Here is a 19,349-nt window from a genome sequence, read left to right as displayed (position 1 = left end):
ATCTGTTTTGAATACTGTTTTGAACAAACGCCGCCGCTGCGGGCGCAGGAAAGCGCGGCATGTTCAGACGGCCTTGTTGACTGTCATCAGCCTTTAAATACCGGTACCCATTCGAGCTGGCTCAAAATTTGGGCGGCGATGTTAATCAGGCCGAATAAAAATACCCATACCATCAGCCCCAAGCCGCCGCAGACGCGGTATTGCTTGCCTGCGCCGAATTTTTGGCGCGATTTGTAGAGCAGCATGGCCGGAATCAGCGCCGTCCATACCGTAGCCGCCAGGCCGACGTAGCCGATGGCGGTGACAAACCCGGTGGGGAACAGCAGGCAGCAGACCAGCGGCGGCAGGAAAGTCAGCGCGGCGGTTTTGCTGCGGCCTGCGGCAGAATTGTTCCATTTGAAAATATCGGCGATGTAGTCGAACAAGCCCAGCGTTACTCCCAAAAACGAGGTGGCAATCGCCATGTAGGCAAAAAACGACAAGGCCGCGCCCATGTTGCCGGTGGCAACGAATTTCGACAGCGTTTCAATCAACACCGACACCTGGCCTTCGGCGGCAATGACCGGCGCAAATTCGCCGCGCGGCAGGTTGCCCTGAATCGCCAACTGCCATAAAACATAAATCACCAGCGCAATCAGCGTGCCCGTTTTCAAGGCTTTCGCCACTTTCGGCGCATCGCCGTCAAAGTATTTCAACAGGCTGGACACATTGCCGTGAAAGCCGAACGAAGCCAGGCAGACCGGCAGCGCGGCGGCGATGTAAATCCAATACTGCGTATCCGCAGGCGCGGCGCTGTCGAACAATACGGGCAGCTTGACGCTGCTTATCAGCCCGCCCGTCGCCCAGATAAAAGTCAGCACCATGCCGCCGATTAAAATGCTGGTGAAGCGGTCGACCAGCCGCGTAGAAGCCCAAACGCAGCCTGCCAATACCGTAAAAAACACCAACTGGCCGACGGGTAGCACCACATCGCTGCCGCTCAGATTGCCCAAACCCTGCGCGGTCAAATCGCCGCCGACGAAAATATAGGCATAAGTGAGCAGGTAGAGCACAAACGCCACCGCCAAGCCGTTGACGATATTCGCGCCGCGCCCGAGCAAGTCTTTCACCATGGTGTCGAAGCTCGCCCCGTGCGGATAATGCGTGTTGACTTCCAAAATCATCAAGCCGCTGGAGAGCATGGAAAACCAAGTGTAGAGCAAAACGGCGAGCGAACCGGTAAACCATACGCCGGATGTGGCGGTGGGATTGGCAAACATACCCGCGCCGATAATCGTACCGGCGATAATCATGGCGCCGCCGAACAGCGACGGAGTGCGGTGGGACATTTTCAGACGGCCTTTGTAGTGAATTAAAATAAACAGGCTGCGGTATCGGCTGCGTTTTGGTGTGTTGCGGCCGGCATCTTGCTTATTTTATTTCACTATATTAAATTTTGTTAAGAGATATTATGCCGTAAAACGCCGGATTTGGATAGAAAAAGCCGTCTGAAAATCAGCGATTTTCAGACGGCTTGAAACTTTGTGTATGGCCGCATCAGAGGCTATCCTGCTGTTTGGCTTTTTCTTATCGGCTATAATCCATTTAAGACAAATGGCCGGTTTTAATCCCGGCCATCTGCAAATCACATTTTAACAAAAGGATTATGAAACAAAGCCCATAACCTTCGGGACGTAGCCATCAGTTTAACCAAACCGGTAACGATTTGGTAAACAAGCTGATTATACGCTAAAAATGAGCATTGTATCCATTTTTTTATATTAATTTTATACTCAAATGTTACAGCAACAATTACACAGTATATCTCTCAGCCGTTTATCTCCGTATCTGACATTATGCGGCAACAATCAAAAAGAAGCGGTTTGCGTTTATACGGCCCTGCAGCAGCGCTCTTGTATTTATTTCGCTTTAATTCAAGAAATTGAAGTGGGTGTCCGAAACGAAATGAGCCGGGTTATTCAATCCCGGCTTTCTCCGCAGCAGGATTTATTGGGCTTTTTTCAATCATTGGCAGCCGATACGTCGTCTTTGTCTTTATCTGCGGCAGGGAGGAAGCAGTTGGCTGATTGCTTGAGAGAGCTTTCCGTTTCCAAACCGAATTTTCGGGCGGATGATGTGATTGCCAATATTACCTTTGGTTTTTGGGTGCATCTGCTGAATGATGATGGGGCTAAAAATCCCGATTATGCCAAATGGCATCAGATGTTTAACGGTCAATTATTCGGCAAACGCTTTGCTTCCAACAAGGATATTTTTCTTTCATTAAGGCAGGTATTGTCATTCCGCAATAAGCTTTATCATCAAGAGCCTGTTTGGAAAGGGAAGTCTATCCGCTCTCCTGAAAAGGCTCTGCGAAACCTGAGTAAAAAATATCAAAATTTTTCGTGTTATCTGCAGAAAATCGCGCCCGAGCGAGCCAAGCTCCGGCAGGCCAGCCCGTTGCTGCGCTCAATGGAAGCGGGTTGTTTTGACGAAACGCTGTTGATGACTGAGTTGAATTATTTAAAAACATTATTGTGATAGAAAAAGCCGTCTGAAAATCAGCGATTTTCAGACGGCTTTTATGTTGAACGGCTAAACCCGGTTAAGCGTAGCTGCGCGTTTCGCCTTTGCCGTCAACGTTATCCGCGCAGCGGGCGCAGACGGTATCGTGGCCGGCGACGCTGCCGATGTCGTCGGTGTAGTGCCAGCAGCGTTCGCATTTTTCGCCTGAGCTGGCGTGGGCGGTGACGGAGAGGGTGTCGCCTTCGCCGACTGCGGCTTTGGAAACCAGCAGGGTGAAGCGCAGCTCGTCGCCCAGGGTTTTGAGGTAGGCAGCCTGCTCGGCCGGGGCGGTAATGCTGACTTCGGCCTGCAGCGACGAGCCGACGGTTTTGTCGGTACGCAGCGGCTCGATGGCGGCGGTGACGGCTTCGCGTACTTCGCGCACGGCCGCCCATTTTTTCAGCAGCTCGGCTTCGGCTTTTTCGTTAATCGGCGGGAACTCGTGCCAGGTGTGGAAGAGTACGCTGTCTTCTTCGCCGCCGCCGATGATGTCCCACGCTTCCTCGCCGGTGAAACACAATACCGGTGCAATCAGCAGCACCAGGCTGCGGGTGATGTGGTAGAGCGCGGTTTGTGCGCTGCGGCGGGCGTGGCTGTCGGCTTTGGTGGTGTAGAGGCGGTCTTTCAAAATATCGAGGTAGAACGCGCCCAAGTCTTCCGAGCAGAAGGCGACGATGTCTTTCACGGCGAAGTGGAAGGCGTAACGCGGGTAGTAGTCGCCCGCCACGCGCTCTTGCAACTGACGCGCGAGGATAACGGCGTAGCGGTCGATTTCGACCATTTGGTCTTGCGGTACGGCGTGTTCGATCGGGTTGAAGTCGCTCAGGTTGGCAAACAGGAAGCTCAGGGTGTTGCGGATGCGTCGGTAGCTTTCGGTGACGCGTTTGAGGATTTCTTTGGAAATCGCCAATTCGCCCGAGTAGTCGGTGGAAGCCGCCCACAGGCGCAAAATATCCGCACCGAATTCGTTGTACACTTCTTGAGGGGCGACGACGTTGCCGATGGATTTCGACATTTTGCGGCCGTTTTGGTCGACTACGAAACCGTGGGTCAGCAGCTGCTTGTAGGGTGCGCGGCCCATAGACGCGCAGCCTGTGAGCATGGAGGATTGGAACCAGCCGCGGTGCTGGTCGCTGCCTTCGAGGTACAAGTCGGCCGGCCAAGCCAGCTCGTCGCGCTGTTTCAAAACGGAATAATGGGTGGAGCCGGAGTCGAACCATACGTCCATGGTGTCGGTCAGTTTGTCGTATTGTTCGCAGTCTGCCGCGCTCAAGAGTTCGCTTTTGTCGAGGGCAAACCAGGCTTCGATGCCTTTTTCTTCGATGCGCAGGGCGACTTGTTCCAGCAATTCGGCGGAATTCGGGTGTAATTCGCCGGTTTCTTTGTGAACGAAGAAGGTCATCGGCGTGCCCCAGTAACGCTGGCGGGAAACCACCCAGTCGGGGCGGCCTTCAATCATGGCTTGCAGGCGGGCGCGCCCCCAAGACGGGAAAAATTCGGTGTCGTCCACGGCTTTGAGGGCGCGGTCGCGCAGGGTTTTGCCGTCGCTGCCGGCTTTGTCCATGCCGATAAACCATTGGCCGGTGGCGCGGTAAATCAGCGGGGTTTTGTGGCGCCAGCAGTGGGCGTAGCTGTGTTCCAGCTTGGTGCTGCATAACAGGCGGTTGTTTTCTTGCAGCCATTCCAGAATCACGGGGTTGGCTTCCCATACGGTCATGCCCGCTACGCGCGGTACTTCGGCGATGTAGCGGCCTTCGGCGTTGACGGGGTTGTAGAGTTCGATGCCGTATTTGTTGGAAACGGTGTAGTCTTCCAAGCCGTGTGCGGGCGCGGTGTGCACTAAGCCGGTACCGGCGTCGGTGGTGACGTGGTCGCCGTTGAGCATGAGGATGTCGCGCTCGATAAAGGGGTGGTTCAGATGCAGGTTTTCCAAGGCGGCACCGGTGGTTTCGGCCAACACGCGGATGCCGTCTGAATTGAAGCCGTAGCGTTTCAGCGCGTCTTCGGCCAAATCTTTCGCCAATACCAATTTGCCTTTGGGCGTGTCAATCAGTTGGTACGCGACTTCCGCACCGGCGGAAACCGCTTGGCTGGCGGGCAGCGTCCACGGTGTGGTTGTCCAGATGACGGCAAAGGCTTCGCCGTCGATGTTGTCCAAACCGAATGCTTTGGCTAATGCGGCGTTGTCTTGAAACAAATACGCCACGTCAATTGCTGGAGAGACTTTGTCTTTGTATTCGACTTCGGCTTCGGCCAGGGATGAGCCGCAGTCGAGACAGAATTGGACGGGTTTCGCGCCGCGATACAGATAACCGGCTTTGTAGATTTCGCCCAAAGTACGCACGGTGTCGGCTTCGGTTTTGAAATCCATGGTCAGGTAGGGATGGTCCCAGTCGCCCAATACGCCCAAGCGGATGAAGTCTTTTTTCTGGCGGGCAATCTGCTCGGCGGCGTATTCGCGGCACAATTCGCGGAAACGGGCTTTGGGCATGTCTTTGCCGTGCAGCTTTTCGACCATCACTTCAATCGGCAGGCCGTGGCAGTCCCAACCGGGAACATACGGCGCATCGAAACCGGCTTGGGTTTTGCTGCGGATGATGATGTCTTTGAGGATTTTGTTGACCGCGTGACCGATGTGGATGTCGCCGTTGGCATACGGCGGGCCGTCGTGGAGAATGAATTTCGGACGGCCTGCGGCAATTTGGCGCAGTTTTTGATAGCGTTTGAGTTCGTACCAGCTTTTCAGCCAGGCAGGTTCGCGCTTGGCCAGATTGCCGCGCATGGGAAACGGGCTTTCGAGCAGGTTGACGGTTTTGCTGTAATCGGTCATGTCGTGTATCTCGGTTGGAATCAAAATCGGTTTCAGACGGCCTGAAAACTCAGGCCGTCTGAAAAAATATCAAAAGGCTATTGTAGCCGAATTGTGTTGTTTTTATAAGGGGTTTGCATATCGGCTGCTGCGGCGGCGCCAAGCCGTCTGAAAAACGGGCAGAAATGCCGCGGCCGCGTTAAAATACGGCTTTTGAATAGATGGGGCGGATGATGGCTTCCCAATATTATATCGGGCTGATGTCGGGCACGAGCATGGACGGCGCGGATGCGGTATTGATCCGTATGCAGGGTATGCGCTGGCAGGGTGCGCTGGCTCATGCGTTTGTGCCGTTTTCAGACGGCCTGCGCCAGGATTTGCTGGCTCTGCAGGATACGGGCTACAACGAATTGCACCGCAGCGTGATGCTCTCGCAGACCTTGAGCCGCCTGTATGCCGATGTGGTGCGGCAGCTTTTGGACGCAAGCCGTTTGACGCCGGAAGACATTACCGCCATCGGTTGCCACGGCCAAACCGTGCGCCATGCGCCCGAGTGCGGATACAGCGTGCAGCTGGCCGATTTGCCGCTTTTGGCGGAGCTGACGGGGATTTTTACCGTCGGCGATTTCCGCAGCCGCGATTTGGCGGCGGGCGGGCAGGGTGCGCCTTTGGTACCGGCCTTTCATCAGGCCCTGTTTCGCGATGAACAAGCCGCGCGGGTGGTGCTGAACATCGGCGGCATAGCCAATATCAGCGTGCTGCCGCCGCAGGGCGACGCGTTCGGCTTCGATACCGGCCCGGGCAATATGTTGATGGACGCGTGGATGCAGCATATCTGGCAGCTGCCTTACGATTGCAACGGTGAAAAAGCCGCGCAGGGCACGCTGCTGCCCGATTTGCTGGCCGCTCTGCTCGACCACCCGTATTTCAGTCAGCCTTATCCGAAAAGCACCGGACGCGAGCTGTTTTCACTGGAATGGCTGCGGAGCCGCTTACAGGGCGGGGAAAAGCCGGAAGACGTGTTGCAGACGCTGCTGCACTATACCGCGCAGACCGTATTCGATGCCACGATGGCCGCCGCGCCCGATGTGCGCGATATTTATGTGTGCGGCGGCGGCATTCAAAACGGCGCGCTGATGCAGGTATTGGCGCATTATTTTGCCGACCGGGGCGTGCGCCTGCACAGTACCGCCGCGCTCGACCTCGACCCGCAGCAGGTGGAAGCGGCCGCGTTCGGCTGGCTGGCGGCCTGCTGGGTCAACCGTATGCCGGGCAACCCCCACCGCGCCACCGGCGCAGCCAAGCCGTGTATTTTGGGCGCGGGGCATTATGCGTAGTGTTGGGGGCGTTTCAAACAGAAAATCATCAAGCAAGGCCGTCTGAATACGCCGACGACGCTCAGTCGCCGGGGTTTCAGACGGCCTTTTGGTTTTGCGGCGCAGGCCGGCGGCAATCCGTGATACAATCCGCGCTTGTGGTTCGCAAACCTCCCACATTAAAAAACTAAGGAAACCCCATGTCCCGCAATCAGCAAGAGCTCGAAGGCATCACGCTTTTGGGCAATCAAAACACGCATTATCCCGATAACTATGCCCCGGGCGTATTGGAAGCGTTCGACAACAAACACCCCGGCAACGACTATTTCGTCACATTCATCTGCCCGGAGTTCACCAGCCTCTGCCCGATGACGGGGCAGCCCGATTTTGCCACCATCTATATCCGCTATATCCCGGATGTGAAAATGGTGGAGAGCAAATCGCTGAAACTCTATCTCTTCAGCTTCCGCAACCACGGCGATTTTCATGAAGACTGCGTCAACATCATCATGAAAGACCTGATTGCGCTGATGAATCCCAAATACATCGAAGTGTATGGCGACTTTACGCCGCGCGGCGGCATTGCCATCCATCCTTTTGCCAACTACGGCCGCAAAGATACCGAGTTTGAAGCCTTGGCGCGCAAACGCCTGTTTGAACACGATATGCAGTAAGCCTTTCCTGCGCCCGGCCGTACCTGCGGCGGCGTGCGCCTGCCCGTATCCCGAATATTTCCTATTCTCGAATACCTGTTTTCAGACGGCCTGTTGGCCGAAAATTTTGCAAAAAAGCTGAGACATTCAGGCCGTCATTAGCTGCGCAGCGGACTTGCGCAGCTAATGACGGTTGAGGGATTTTCAATATTTTTATAAAGGTCTTCTCAGGCCGTCTGAAAAACCGTTCCCGAAAGCAGAACTATGTACCGTTTTACCCCCGCGCAGCAGCGCAAAGCCTTGTTTTGTCTGGTGTTGTTCCATATTCTGATTATCGCGTCCAGCAATTATCTGGTGCAGTTTCCCTTTGATATTTACGGCGTGCACACCACCTGGGGCGCGTTTACCTTTCCGTTTATCTTTTTGGCCACGGATTTGACCGTGCGTATTTTCGGGCCGTCGCTGGCGCGGCGGATTATTTTCCGGGTGATGTTTCCCGCGCTGGCCTTGTCGTATGCCGTATCGGTGCTGTTCAGCAACGGCAGTTGGACGGGCTGGGCATCGCTCGGCGCGTGGAATGCGTTTGTCGGCCGGATTGCGCTGGCGAGCTTTGCCGCTTACGCGCTCGGGCAGCTTTTGGATATTTTCGTCTTCGCCCGTTTGCGTCGCATGAAATCCTGGTGGGTTGCGCCCACGGCTTCAACTTTTTTGGGCAACGCTTTGGATACGCTGGTGTTTTTCGCCGTGGCGTTCCACGCGGGCAGCGATGCGTTTATGGCCGCGCATTGGCCGGAAATCGCCTTTGTGGATTATCTGTTTAAGCTGGCCGTCTGCACGCTGTTTTTCCTGCCCGCTTACGGCGTGGTGCTGAATATTCTGACGCGGAAGCTGACGGATTTGGATGCGTCCGAACAGGACGCGGCAGGGCAGGAAGCGGCGGGTTAAGTCCTGCTGTTTGCCTGAAGATGTTTTCTGATAAAAAAGCCGTCTGAAAAACACGCATCATGCGTTTTTCAGACGGCTTTTTTGACACTCCGGCTGCGGCGCGGCTTTCATGGCTGCTCGGTGCGGCAGATGGAGGGCAGGTAGATGTTGTCGAGACGGGATGTGCAAACCCATTCGATGCTGGAATTGGGGGTGATGGTGGCATCGTCGGCTTCGGCACCGACGGCCATGGCGGCTTGCGGCTGCTCAGTATCGGCGCTTTCTTGGGCGCTGCCGATATCGGCTTGCAGACGCGCGGTGGGGCGCGGCGCGGCGGCGGCAAATAAGGCGGGGGCTTGGTCGTTGCCCGGGGTGACTTTGGCGGGGTAATGGGCGGTCAATACCAGCTCATGTCCGGCAATGGGGGCGACGGCGCTGCTGTTGAAACGGGCGACGATGGTGTTTTTGTCTTGAATGTAAACGGTATCGATGTAGCGGCTGCTGAAATTGCGGGATTCTAAGTCGATAAATTCGCGGCCGGTTTCGGCATAGCCCTGCTCGATCTGCCGGCGCAGCGGCGCCAATGCAATCATCGCCTCGCTGACTTGCGCGCGGGCGATATAAATCCGGTAGGAGGGTATGGCGACGGCAGCCAGCACCCCGATAATGGCCAATGCAACGGTAAGCTCGATGATTGTAAAGCCGTAGGGGCGGGCCGGTTTTCCGCCTGTGCGAAAAATCATGGGTGGTCCCGGTGGTAATGTGGGGGGGTGGGCGCGGCGGCCCGTTTTATGCGGGCAGCGGCACGGCCCTGTTATGATTATATATTTTATATGCGCCGGTTGTAAAAAGAGCCTAAACGATGTGTTTAGGCTCTTTTAATATTTGGTGGGTCGTGAAGGATTCGAACCTTCGACCAACGGATTAAAAGTCCGCTGCTCTACCAGCTGAGCTAACGACCCGACAAGCCCTGCATTATATAGAGCCGCTTTTTCTGCGTCAACCGTTTAGGTGGAAAATTACGGCGTGTCGGCGGTATTTTTAAATAATATTCTGTTTTTAAATATGATTTATTTTGTATAGTGAATTCGAATAAAAAATCTACGGCGTTGGCTGCGCCTTGTATCTTTCTTATTTGAATCCACTATAAAAAGGCCGTCTGAAAATACGCTTTTCAGACGGCCTTTTGCGGCATTTAGCCTGTGAGCTGCTTGGTAATCAGCTTTTTCAGCGGCGGGAAGTTGTTGCTGGCACGCAATACCAGGCCGCGCAGCAGCTTGGCGGGCGCGGTTTCGTTGGTAAAGAGCTTCAGCAGCATATTGGTGCCGTGATACAGCGGCTGGGCGTGGAGCATGTGTTTGCTGTTGTATTTTTCCAGCAGCGATGCGGCGCCGATGTCTTGGCCGCGCTGCGCGGCTTCGGTTACGAGCTTGGCCAGGGTGTCGGCGCTGGAGAGACCGAGGTTGAAGCCGTGCGCGGTAACGGGGTGCATGCCGACGGCGGCATCGCCGATCAGGGCGCTGCGTTTGCCGTAGAAGCGTTGGGCAATCATGCCGACCAGCGGGTAATTGTGGAAGCTGCTGACCACTTCCATATCGCCCAAGCGGCCTTTGAGCTGGGATTTAACCAGCGCGGCCAGCTCTTCGTTGCTCAGGCTTTGAATGCTGTCGGCCTGGTCGGTATCCACGGTAATCACGGTATTGGTGATGTATTCTTCCAGCGGCAGCAGGGCGATGGTGCGGCCGTAATGGAAGCACTCGTAGGCGGTATGCTGGTTGGAAAGGGTGTGCTTCATGCGGCCGACAAACATGGTACGGCTGTAATCGTGCATATCGGAGGAGATGCCGAGCTGGCGGCGGGTTTGCGAGAAGCGGCTGTCGGCGGCCAGCAGCAGGCGGCTGCGGAGGATGTCGCTGTTGGCCAGCACCACTTCCGCGCCGTCGTCGTGGGTTTTCACTTCTTTGACGGCGGTGTCGGCCAAAATGGTGATGTTGTCCAGCTTGGCTACGGCTTCGTAGGCGGCTTTGCGGATATTGTGGTTGGAAATCAGATAGCCCAGGCAGTCGGCCGGCTCGCCGCGCGCTTCGGTGGGTTGGGGGAAGTGCAGCTGGTAATCGGATTGGCCGTTTAACACTTTGGCATCGCGCAGGGGGTAGATTTCCTCAGGGGCAACCAGGTCCCACATGCCCAGGCGCTGCATGATTTCGCGCGACATGTGCGTCAGGGCGATTTCCCGGCCGTCGTAAGGCGGATTTTGCAACACGCTCAGCGGGCTGCGCTCAATCAGCGTCACCGACAGGCCGCTGCCGGCCACGGCTGCTGCAAAACTCAGGCCGGCAGGGCCTGCGCCGACAACGAGAATATCACTGTGTAAGCTCATGAGGTATCCTTTACGGGGTCAAATGGGGCGGATGCCGCCGCCTGATGCGGCATTCGGACAGCTGTATAGTGTACTGCTTTTCGATGCAGTCGGGTTTATCCGCAGATATTGATTGATTATAGCAAACTATATCATAGCGCAAAACTAAAATATGCAAAGCAGATGCGTGTTTACACGGCTTGATGGCAGATAGGAAAAAACCCGCATATTGCTATGCGGGTTTTATATGGGGTGGCTAATGGGGCTCGAACCCACGACAACCGGAATCACAATCCGGGGCTCTACCAACTGAGCTATAGCCACCGTAAACTTTTTGGCACGCCCGACAGGAATCGAACCTGTAACCCCCGACTTAGAAGGTCGGTGCTCTATCCGGTTGAGCTACGGGCGCTCATGCCGTTTCGTACCAAATAAACTGGTGGTCGGGGCGGTGGGATTCGAACTCACGACCCTCTGCTCCCAAAGCAGATGCGCTAACCAGGCTGCGCTACGCCCCGACTTGAAGAACCGAATTTTAATGACGGGGTGGGGCGAAGTCAAGCCGTGCGGCGGAAAAAATCCCGATAAAAAACTATCTGATTATTTTTATTCGGAATTTATTTTAACGCAAATGCGTGGCGGCGTGTGAAAAAGCCGTCTGAAAAATAAAATCTGTGAATGTTTTTTGTAAAAATGTTAAAATATCACAGATTTTATTCTTATTCCATCTTAAATTTTCCATCTTTATTTTCAAACAGAGAACGCTATGACCGCCCAATTAATCAATGGTAAAGAAATCGCTCAACAACGCCTGGCCAAAGTCGCCGAAGCCGTGGAAAAGCGTGCCGCCGCCGGCTTGCGTAAGCCTTGCCTGGCCGTGGTATTGGTGGGTGATGACCCCGCCAGCGCAGTGTATGTCCGCAACAAAAAACTCGCCTGCCAAAAATCCGGCATCGAATCGCTGTCTTACGAGCTGCCCGCCGCGACAACGCAGGAGGAGCTGCTGGCGCTGGTGGAAGATTTGAACGGCAATCCGCAGGTGGACGGCATTTTGGTGCAGCTGCCTCTGCCGAAACATATCGACAGCCAAGCGGTATTGGAAACCATTTTGCCGCATAAAGATGTGGACGGCTTCCACCCTTACAACGTCGGCCGCTTGGTCGTCAAAATGCCGCTGATGCGTCCGTGTACACCCAAAGGCGTGATGACGCTGCTGGAAAGCTGCGGCATCGATCCGAAAGGCAAAAAAGCCGTGGTGGTGGGCGCGTCCAATATCGTCGGCCGCCCGCAGGCGCTGGAGCTGCTGCTGGCGCGTGCAACGGTCACGGTGTGCCACAGTGCCACGCAAAATTTGGCGGAAGAAGTGGCGCAGGCCGATATTCTGGTGGTCGGCGTGGGCATTCCGAACTTTGTGAAAGGCGAATGGATTAAGCCGGGCGCGGTGGTGATTGACGTGGGCATCAACCGTCTGGACGACGGCAGCCTGTGCGGCGATGTGGAATTTGAAGCCGCCAAAGCGCGCGCGGGCATGATTACCCCGGTGCCCGGCGGTGTCGGCCCGATGACCATTGCCACGCTGCTGGAAAATACCCTGCACGCGGCAGAATTGCATGATTGAGCGTGTGCGATGAAGTCTGCATGATGTGCAGGTAAAAAAGGCCGTCTGAAAATATCGGATTTTCAGACGGCCTTTTTAATGTCTAAAGCGGTTTTGCAAGGTTAAGCGCTTTATCGGCCGCTTTATTCGTCGGCAATCTCGGGGCGGCTGCCGCGCACATCGCCGCTTTTTTCTTTGTGTTTCAACACCGCACGGTCGAGTTTGTCCATCAACACGTCGATGGCGGCATACATGTCTTGGCCGGTGGCTTCGACGTGCAGGTCTTTACCGGCCAGGTGGGCGTCGGCTTCGACTTTGTGTTCGATTTTTTCGACGGAGAGTGTAATGGCCACGGAAATCAGGTTGGCGGCATGGCGGTTGATGCGCTCCAGCTTGTCGGCTGCGTAGCTTTTGATGGCGTCGGTAACGTCAAAATTCAGACCGGTGATTTTCAGGTTCATAATGCACTCCTTCGTGGGATAAATCCGTGGGAACGGATGGGAAATGCGCCGTCATCTGCCCGTTTTGCGTTTGTGGGCGGGCGGGATGTCCAGCAGCTCGCGGTATTTGGCTACGGTGCGGCGGGCGATGGTAATGCCTTGCTGCTTTAATAGCTGCACCAGTGTTTCATCGGAGTAGGGTTTGCGGCCGTCTTCGTTTTCGACCAGCTGGGCAATCACGGCTTTGGCGGCTTCCTGGCTGACTTTTTCGCCGTCTTCGTCGCTGTTGACTGCCTGTGTGAAAAAGTAGCGTAACGCAAACAGCCCGCGCGGGCAAGCTAAATATTTTTGGTTGGCGGCGCGCGAAACCGTGCTTTCGGCCAGTCCGAGCTCGGCGGCGGCGTCTTTGAGCAGCATGGGGCTGAGACCGATTTCGCCGAAGATGAAGAAATCTTCCTGCCGGGCGACGATGTATTCGGCCAGCCGCAATACGGTGTTGCGGCGCAGGGCGATGCTGTCGATTTTCTGCCGCGCTTCGGCCAGCTTTTCTTTCCACTCGGGCGATTCGTTGCCGGTTTCTTTAAACAGGGCGCAGTATTCCTGATTCAGGCGGATTTGCGGCAGGGCGGCTTCGTTGCTGCTGACTTTCCAGCCGTCTTTGGTTTCTCTGACCCATACGTCGGGGCGGATGTAGGCGGTCGGTTCTTGGGTGGCGAAGCCGTAGGCGGGATAGGGGTTGAGCGCGGCAATCAGTTTGAGCGCGGTTTCGATGGTTTCCGGCTCGGCTTGGGGGAAGTGTTTACGGAAGCGTTGGATGTTTTGGGCGCGGTTTTTGCCCAGTTCGTCGAAGTGGTTCTGTATCAGGCGGGCGGCCAGTTGGCGGGCGGGGGATGCGGGCAGGCGCATGAGTTGGAGCAGCAGGGATTCGGTCAGGCCGGAGGCGGCCACGCCAGGCGGGTCGAAGGCCTGTAGGGCGTCAACGGCCTGCTGGATGCCGTCTTCGTCGAGCATCCATTCCAAAGGGGTATGTTCGAGAATGTCGGCGGGCTGCTCGGTGAGATAGCCCTGTTCGTCGAGAAAGTCGATGAGAATGTGCACCAGCGCGGCTTCCTGCGCCGACAGGGGGTGTTCGCAGACTTGCGCGTGCAGATAGCTGTAGAAATCTTCTTTGCCGGCCACGTTGAGCAGCGCGTCTTCGGCTTCTTCACCGCCGATTTGGTGGGGATAAAGGGTGTGGGCAAAGGGTGAATCGGCTGCTTCGTCGGCTTCGATACGCTCCAGCAGGGGGTTGTCCTGCAGCCAGTCTTCCACCTCGCGCTCCAAGTCTATGCCCGGCAGCTGCAGGATACGCAGGGCTTGATGCAGATGCTGGTTGAGCTGCTGCGATTGTTTGAGTTTGAGGTTGAAGCGTGGGTTCATGGCCGGGTTGTGTCGGGTTCGGGGCGGAGGCCGTCTGAAAACGGGCGGCCGGCAAGGCGGGGCGTCAGTATTTGAAGTTTTCGCCCAAGTAAACCGAGCGCACCTGCTCGTTTTCCACCAGCTCCTGCGGTTTGCCGGAGGCGAGTACCGTACCGTCGCTGATGATGTAGGCGCGGTCGCAGATGCTGAGCGTTTCGCGCACGTTGTGGTCGGTAATCAAGACGCCGATGCCGCGCGATTTGAGAAATTCGATGATTTTCTGAATGTCGATGACGGCAATCGGATCAACGCCGGCAAACGGCTCGTCCAGCAGGATAAAGCGCGGTTTCATGGCCAGCACACGGGCGATTTCGACGCGGCGCCGCTCGCCGCCGGAGAGGGCGGGCGCGGGGCTGTGGCGCAGGCGCTCGATATTGAGGTCGGCCAGCAGCTTTTCGATTTCCTGGTCGATGCCGCTTTTGTCGGGCAGACAGATTTCCAAAATGGCGCGGATGTTTTGCTCCACCGTCATTTTGCGGAAAATCGATGCTTCCTGCGGCAGGTAGCCGACGCCGAGACGGGCGCGCTCGTGGATGGGCAGGTGGCGCAGCTCTTGGCCGTCGAGGGTGACGCTGCCGGCATCGGCGGCAATGAGGCCGACAATCATGTAGAAGCTGGTGGTTTTGCCGGCGCCGTTCGGCCCCAGCAGGCCGATGACTTCGCCGCTTTCGATTTCAAGCGAGAAGTTTTTGACGACTTGGCGTTTCTTGAAGCTTTTTTGCAGGTTTTGCGCGACAAGGCGGCTGGTGTGTGCGGTCATGTGCGGGGCTTTGTGTGGGGCGGGCGTACCCGCCGCAGGGGTTGCGGAATAAGGCTTTATTTTTTACCGGCGGTAGAGGGCTGAATCACCACGCTGACGCGGCCAGATTTGGCGGCGGATTGGGTGCCGCCGGTTTTGGACGGGCCGGCGATGGTATAAACCTCGGTGCGGGTGTTGTAGGTGATGACCGAGCCTTCGGCCACGTCGCCGCCGCGTTCGACGCGGGCGTTGCCGGTGAGTACGGCTACGCCGGATGCGGAGGCGTAGTCAACGCGGTTGCCGCGGCCTTTGACGATGCCTTTGTTGTCGTCCAGCGTTTGGCTGAAGCGCACGGGGGTGCCGGTGGCCTGCATGGTCTGCTCGCCTTTGTCGTTGCGCGATACGGTGACGGACGCGGCGTTGATGTTGAGCGTGCCTTGCCGGATGATGACGTTGCCGCTGAAGGTGGTGGTTTGGTTGGCCTGGTCGAGCGTGCCCTGGTCAGCTTCGATTTGAATCGGCTGCTGGCTGTCGCTTTTGAGGGCGTAGGCGGGCGCGCAGGCGAGGGCGAAGGCGAGTGCGGCGGCTTTAAAGGGTTTTGACATCATAAATCGTGGCTTTCACTCTGGAAGGTAAGGTCAGCAGACCTTTTTCGTGGTCGTAAGTCATGCCCACCGAGGAGCCGCTGGAGCGGCCGTATTCGAAATTTACGGGCGCATCGGTTCGGGCGTGGCGGGTTTCGGTATCGACGTGCAGCGTGTCGGTGCGGACGATGCCGGCCGGGCGGTCGCTGTCGGCGGATTTGGTCATCACAACCTGCCCGTCGAACTGGATGGTTTTATCGTCGGTATGGTAGGCGGCGCGGCGCGAGTCCACTTGGTAGAGCAGGCTGCCTTCCTGATAAACCAGCAGCTGCGGGGTGTCGAAATGGACTTCTTTGCTCTCGGGCAGCTGCCAGGCGGTGTCGGCGGTCAGGTGCTCTTTCAGACGGCCTGCGTCGTCGAAGTGGCGGCCGTCTATGCCCTGCATGGCGTATTGCGGCTCATGCGGGTTGAGTTTGACTTCTTCGGTTTGGATTTCGCTGATGCGCCCCAGCCAGGCGGAGAGGCCGCCCAGCGCCACGGCCAGTATCAGCGGAAACGCGATGCCGTATCGCCAGCGTATTTTCATTTCACATACTCTTGCAGGGCAGGCTCAAGCGTTCCTTGTGCCTGCATAATCAAATCGCATACTTCGCGTACCGCGCCTTTGCCGGCGGGGCGGCGGGTGATGTAGGCGGCGTGCTGCTGCGTAAACCAATGGGCTTCGGGGACGGCAACGGGCAGGCCGCAGCGCACCATGACGGGCAAGTCCACTACGTCGTCGCCCACAAAGGCGCATTCGTGCGCTTCGACACCGGCCTGCGCGCGCAATTCGGCATAGGCGGCGCGCTTGTCGTGTATGCCTTTGAAATAGTGGGCGATGCCGAGCTGCTTGACCCGCAATCCGACCGACGGCGCGTCGCGGCCGGTGATAATCGCGGTTTGCACGCCGGATGCCTGCAGCATTTTCAGGCCGTGGCCGTCGAGGGTGTGGAAGGATTTGACTTCCTCGCCGTTGTCGCGGATGTAGATGCGGCCGTCGGTGAGTACGCCGTCCACATCGAGTATCAGCAGCTTGATTTTTTCGGCACGGGCCTGTAATTCGGGTGTCAGGGTTTGCATGGGAAATATCCTGTTTTTCAGACGGCATTTTAGCATGTTCGCTCACAAAGGCCGTCTGAAAATGTAAAAATATAGTCGAATAAAAGGAGAATGAGACAAGGCGGCAAGCCGCAGGCATACGGTAAGGCGCAGCCACGCCGTATCATTCTTCTTTTAAATGACTATAACCGGTGCTGTGCGCGGCGGAAGGTTCAAATATTGTCATCGGGGCGGTTTTTCAATACCGCGCCCAGCGCCTGCAGCTGCGCCAGCATTACGTCCCAGGCTTCGTCGAGCAGGGCGCAGGCCGCGCCTTCCGCTTTGATGCCCAGCTCGATATACGGCGCGGTGCGCGTGCCGTCGGGGCGGGCGACGCCCACGCTAGGCAGGCTGAAGGTGCGGATGCCGGGATATTGCGCTTCCAGTGCCTCCATCAGCGGCGTGATGCGTGATTCGGGCTGGTCGGCCACGAATATTTGCCGCAGGCCGCGTTCGGTTTGGTTGAAACGGTCGGCGTAGTAGGTGTCGAGCACCCATTGCGCCATCGGATGCGCCATCACGGGAAAGCCGGGGAAGAAGTAATGTCCGTTGATGGAAAAGCCGGCAATGCTGTTGAACGGATTGGGCACTAAATCCGCGCCGGCGGGGAAATCCGCCATTTTCAGGCGCTGGGCGTGTTCGGGCGAATCCAGCGGTTCGCCGCGCCCCGAGGTTACGCCGTCAATCAGTTTGGCCGCTTCGGGATGGCGGACGACGGGTAAACCCAAGGCCGCCGCCGCTGCTTGGCGGGTGTGGTCGTCGGGTGTGGCGCCGATGCCGCCGGTGACAAACGTCGGCAGGCCGTCTGAAAAACTGCGGCGCAGCTGTTTTTCCAGCAGGGCGGGTTCGTCGGGCAGATACTGCACCTGATTGAGCTTGAGGCCGTGCTGCTCCAGCAGCGTTTTGAAAAACGTAAAATGCGCGTCGCTGCGGCTGCCGTGCAGGATTTCGTCGCCGATAATGATGAGGTTGAATGCGGTGTTCATAATATAGAGCCGTTTGATTGGGGTGGAAGCGGGGCGGGTGCGTGCCGATGCCGTCTGAAAAAGCGCGTATGCTTCTGCGCCCCGCCTAGCGGATTGTCAACGATTTCATTATAATAACTCTTTTCCCGTCTTCCTCATATATGCGGGGATGCTCCCGCCCGATTGAGCCGCCGGATGTGCATTGTTTCCGCGCGCGCGGGCATGACGGCAAACCGCGATCAGCCAAGGATTTCCCATGAGTCAAAACCATACCATTCTGCAATCCCTGCCCGTCGGCCACCGCGTCGGCATCGCCTTCTCCGGCGGCCTTGATACTTCCGCCGCGCTGCTGTGGATGAAACTCAAAGGCGCGCTGCCCTATGCCTACACCGCCAATCTCGGCCAGCCTGACGAAGACGATTACAACGCCATTCCGAAAAAAGCCTTGGAATACGGCGCAGAACAGGCACGCTTGATTGATTGCCGCGCACAATTGGCGCACGAAGGCATCGCCGCCATCCAATGCGGTGCGTTCCACGTATCCACCGGCGGCATCGCCTATTTCAATACCACGCCTTTAGGCCGCGCCGTGACCGGCACCATGCTGGTTTCCGCCATGAAAGAAGACGACGTCAACATCTGGGGCGACGGCTCGACCTACAAAGGCAATGACATCGAGCGTTTCTACCGCTACGGCCTGCTGACCAACCCCGCTTTGCGCATTTACAAACCCTGGCTCGACCAGCAGTTCATCGACGAACTCGGCGGCCGCCACGAAATGAGCGAATTTCTGATTGCCAACGGCTTCAACTACAAAATGTCGGTTGAAAAAGCCTACTCCACCGATTCCAATATGCTTGGAGCCACCCACGAAGCCAAAGATTTGGAATTCTTGAACACCGGCATCAACATTGTGAAACCGATTATGGGCGTGGCCTTCTGGGACGAAAACGTCGAAGTGAAAGCCGAAGAAGTGACCGTGCGCTTTGAAGAAGGCGTGCCGGTCGCCCTGAACGGCGTGGAATACAGCGACCCGGTAGAACTCTTCCTCGAAGCCAACCGCATCGGCGGCCGCCACGGCTTGGGTATGAGCGACCAAATCGAAAACCGCATCATCGAAGCCAAATCGCGCGGCATTTACGAAGCCCCGGGCATGGCCTTGTTCCACATCGCCTATGAGCGTTTGGTGACCGGCATCCACAACGAAGACACCATCGAGCAATACCGCATCAACGGCCTGCGCCTCGGCCGCCTGCTCTATCAAGGCCGCTGGTTCGACAGCCAGGCACTGATGTTGCGCGAAACCGCCCAACGCTGGGTGGCCAAAGCCGTCACCGGCGAAGTGACCTTAGAGCTGCGCCGTGGTAACGACTACTCGATTCTGAACACCGAATCGCCCAACCTGACCTACCAGCCGGAGCGTTTGAGCATGGAAAAAGTGGAAGACGCCGCCTTTACCCCGCTCGACCGCATCGGCCAGCTGACCATGCGTAATCTGGACATCACGGACACCCGCGCCAAACTGGGCATCTACTCGCAAAGCGGCCTGCTGGCTCTGGGCGAAGGCTCGGTATTGCCGCAGCTGGGTCATAAAAAATAATTTGTCGCGCAGATTAGTCTGCGCCATGCCGTCTGAAAAATGCCTGTTGGGAACGGGTGTTTTTCAGACGGCTTTTTTTTTGCGGTGTGGGTTTTTGGGGTGGGTGGTTGGGAATGGGGGTGGTGCAATTGCTAAACAGTCGAAATGTGTCAGTTGTGCTTAGTTCGGTAGTGGCAAGGTTTGTCAGTCGTTACACGAGAGGGTTATATCAGTAGCAGTAGGTC

Annotated in this window: 17 protein-coding genes, 4 tRNA genes and 1 riboswitch; of the genes, 6 read left to right on the top strand and 15 right to left on the bottom strand. The window is 56.7% G+C overall.

Translation table 11 applies throughout. The features are described 5' to 3' along the window. Positions 1-86 precede the first annotated feature (86 nt). On the bottom strand, positions 87-1,328 hold the full coding sequence (locus BDE01S_RS02210) for an aromatic amino acid transporter (RefSeq protein WP_066076755.1): 1,242 nt from the start codon (positions 1,326-1,328) through the stop codon (positions 87-89). Between the two features lie 448 nt (positions 1,329-1,776). Here BDE01S_RS02210 and BDE01S_RS02205 point away from each other — a divergent pair, with 448 nt between their 5' ends. Then, positions 1,777-2,520, top strand: coding sequence for a hypothetical protein (locus tag BDE01S_RS02205; RefSeq protein ID WP_147283898.1), 744 nt, complete (start codon positions 1,777-1,779; stop codon positions 2,518-2,520). Positions 2,521-2,584: 64 nt separating this feature from the next. Here BDE01S_RS02205 and ileS read toward each other — a convergent pair whose 3' ends face one another. Continuing rightward, positions 2,585-5,374, bottom strand: a complete 2,790-nt coding sequence (gene ileS / locus BDE01S_RS02200; protein ID WP_066076749.1) for an isoleucine--tRNA ligase — start codon at positions 5,372-5,374, stop codon at positions 2,585-2,587. Positions 5,375-5,586: 212 nt separating this feature from the next. Between ileS and BDE01S_RS02195 the strand changes: the two genes are divergently transcribed. The 3 genes from BDE01S_RS02195 (at position 5,587) to BDE01S_RS02185 (ending at position 8,267) form a co-directional block, all read left to right on the top strand. Beyond that, positions 5,587-6,690: an anhydro-N-acetylmuramic acid kinase gene (locus tag BDE01S_RS02195; protein WP_066076758.1), complete on the top strand. Its 1,104-nt coding sequence runs from the start codon at positions 5,587-5,589 to the stop codon at positions 6,688-6,690. Positions 6,691-6,821: 131 nt separating this feature from the next. Further along, a riboswitch (PreQ1 riboswitch) is annotated at positions 6,822-6,866 on the top strand. A gap of 3 nt (positions 6,867-6,869) precedes the next feature. After that, the gene (queF, locus tag BDE01S_RS02190) at positions 6,870-7,343 is read left to right on the top strand and encodes a preQ(1) synthase (RefSeq protein ID WP_066076747.1); all 474 of its coding nucleotides are present in this window, start codon (positions 6,870-6,872) and stop codon (positions 7,341-7,343) included. A gap of 243 nt (positions 7,344-7,586) precedes the next feature. Next, positions 7,587-8,267: a 7-cyano-7-deazaguanine/7-aminomethyl-7-deazaguanine transporter gene (locus BDE01S_RS02185; RefSeq protein WP_066076744.1), complete on the top strand. Its 681-nt coding sequence runs from the start codon at positions 7,587-7,589 to the stop codon at positions 8,265-8,267. Between the two features lie 107 nt (positions 8,268-8,374). On the opposite strand, the gene BDE01S_RS02180 is transcribed toward BDE01S_RS02185, so the two are convergent. The 6 genes from BDE01S_RS02180 to BDE01S_RS02155 form a co-directional block, all read right to left on the bottom strand. Continuing rightward, complete coding sequence (locus tag BDE01S_RS02180; protein ID WP_066076740.1) at positions 8,375-8,989, bottom strand: pilin; 615 nt, start codon at positions 8,987-8,989, stop codon at positions 8,375-8,377. 143 nt (positions 8,990-9,132) lie between these two features. After that, positions 9,133-9,208 (bottom strand) — tRNA-Lys (locus tag BDE01S_RS02175). Positions 9,209-9,441: 233 nt separating this feature from the next. Beyond that, positions 9,442-10,626 (bottom strand): 5-demethoxyubiquinol-8 5-hydroxylase UbiM, encoded by a 1,185-nt coding sequence (gene ubiM, locus BDE01S_RS02170; RefSeq protein WP_066076736.1) that lies wholly within the window; start codon positions 10,624-10,626, stop codon positions 9,442-9,444. A gap of 227 nt (positions 10,627-10,853) precedes the next feature. Further along, positions 10,854-10,929, bottom strand: a tRNA-His gene (locus BDE01S_RS02165). Positions 10,930-10,940: 11 nt separating this feature from the next. Next, positions 10,941-11,017 (bottom strand) — tRNA-Arg (locus BDE01S_RS02160). 28 nt (positions 11,018-11,045) lie between these two features. Next, a tRNA-Pro gene (locus tag BDE01S_RS02155) sits at positions 11,046-11,123 on the bottom strand. 248 nt (positions 11,124-11,371) lie between these two features. On the opposite strand from BDE01S_RS02155, the gene folD reads away from it, so the two are divergent. Next, entirely contained in the window at positions 11,372-12,223 is an 852-nt protein-coding gene (gene folD / locus BDE01S_RS02150; RefSeq protein ID WP_066076732.1) for a bifunctional methylenetetrahydrofolate dehydrogenase/methenyltetrahydrofolate cyclohydrolase FolD, read from the top strand. Between the two features lie 122 nt (positions 12,224-12,345). On the opposite strand, the gene hpf is transcribed toward folD, so the two are convergent. The 7 genes from hpf to BDE01S_RS02115 form a co-directional block, all read right to left on the bottom strand. After that, a complete protein-coding gene (hpf, locus tag BDE01S_RS02145; protein ID WP_066076729.1) occupies positions 12,346-12,663 on the bottom strand; it encodes a ribosome hibernation-promoting factor, HPF/YfiA family in 318 nt (105 codons plus the stop codon). Between the two features lie 51 nt (positions 12,664-12,714). Continuing rightward, entirely contained in the window at positions 12,715-14,061 is a 1,347-nt protein-coding gene (rpoN, locus tag BDE01S_RS02140) for an RNA polymerase factor sigma-54 (RefSeq protein WP_066076726.1), read from the bottom strand. A gap of 64 nt (positions 14,062-14,125) precedes the next feature. After that, complete coding sequence (lptB, locus tag BDE01S_RS02135; protein ID WP_066076723.1) at positions 14,126-14,860, bottom strand: LPS export ABC transporter ATP-binding protein; 735 nt, start codon at positions 14,858-14,860, stop codon at positions 14,126-14,128. 56 nt (positions 14,861-14,916) lie between these two features. Continuing rightward, positions 14,917-15,447: a lipopolysaccharide transport periplasmic protein LptA gene (lptA, locus tag BDE01S_RS02130; RefSeq protein ID WP_066076720.1), complete on the bottom strand. Its 531-nt coding sequence runs from the start codon at positions 15,445-15,447 to the stop codon at positions 14,917-14,919. After that, entirely contained in the window at positions 15,428-16,009 is a 582-nt protein-coding gene (gene lptC / locus BDE01S_RS02125; RefSeq protein ID WP_066076719.1) for an LPS export ABC transporter periplasmic protein LptC, read from the bottom strand. The genes lptA and lptC overlap by 20 nt, the downstream gene beginning before the upstream one ends. Beyond that, complete coding sequence (locus tag BDE01S_RS02120; protein WP_066076716.1) at positions 16,006-16,542, bottom strand: KdsC family phosphatase; 537 nt, start codon at positions 16,540-16,542, stop codon at positions 16,006-16,008. Before BDE01S_RS02120 ends, lptC begins: the two co-directional genes overlap by 4 nt. A 191-nt stretch (positions 16,543-16,733) precedes the next feature. Next, the gene (locus BDE01S_RS02115; RefSeq protein ID WP_066076712.1) at positions 16,734-17,546 is read right to left on the bottom strand and encodes a competence/damage-inducible protein A; all 813 of its coding nucleotides are present in this window, start codon (positions 17,544-17,546) and stop codon (positions 16,734-16,736) included. A 235-nt stretch (positions 17,547-17,781) separates the two neighbouring features. On the opposite strand from BDE01S_RS02115, the gene argG reads away from it, so the two are divergent. Further along, on the top strand, positions 17,782-19,125 hold the full coding sequence (gene argG / locus BDE01S_RS02110; protein ID WP_066076709.1) for an argininosuccinate synthase: 1,344 nt from the start codon (positions 17,782-17,784) through the stop codon (positions 19,123-19,125). The last annotated feature ends 224 nt before the right edge of the window (positions 19,126-19,349 follow it).

The organism is Bergeriella denitrificans NBRC 102155, from assembly GCF_001592185.1.
Classification (GTDB): Bacteria; Pseudomonadota; Gammaproteobacteria; order Burkholderiales; family Neisseriaceae; genus Neisseria; species Neisseria denitrificans.
This window is presented reverse-complemented; position numbering and strand designations above follow the sequence as displayed.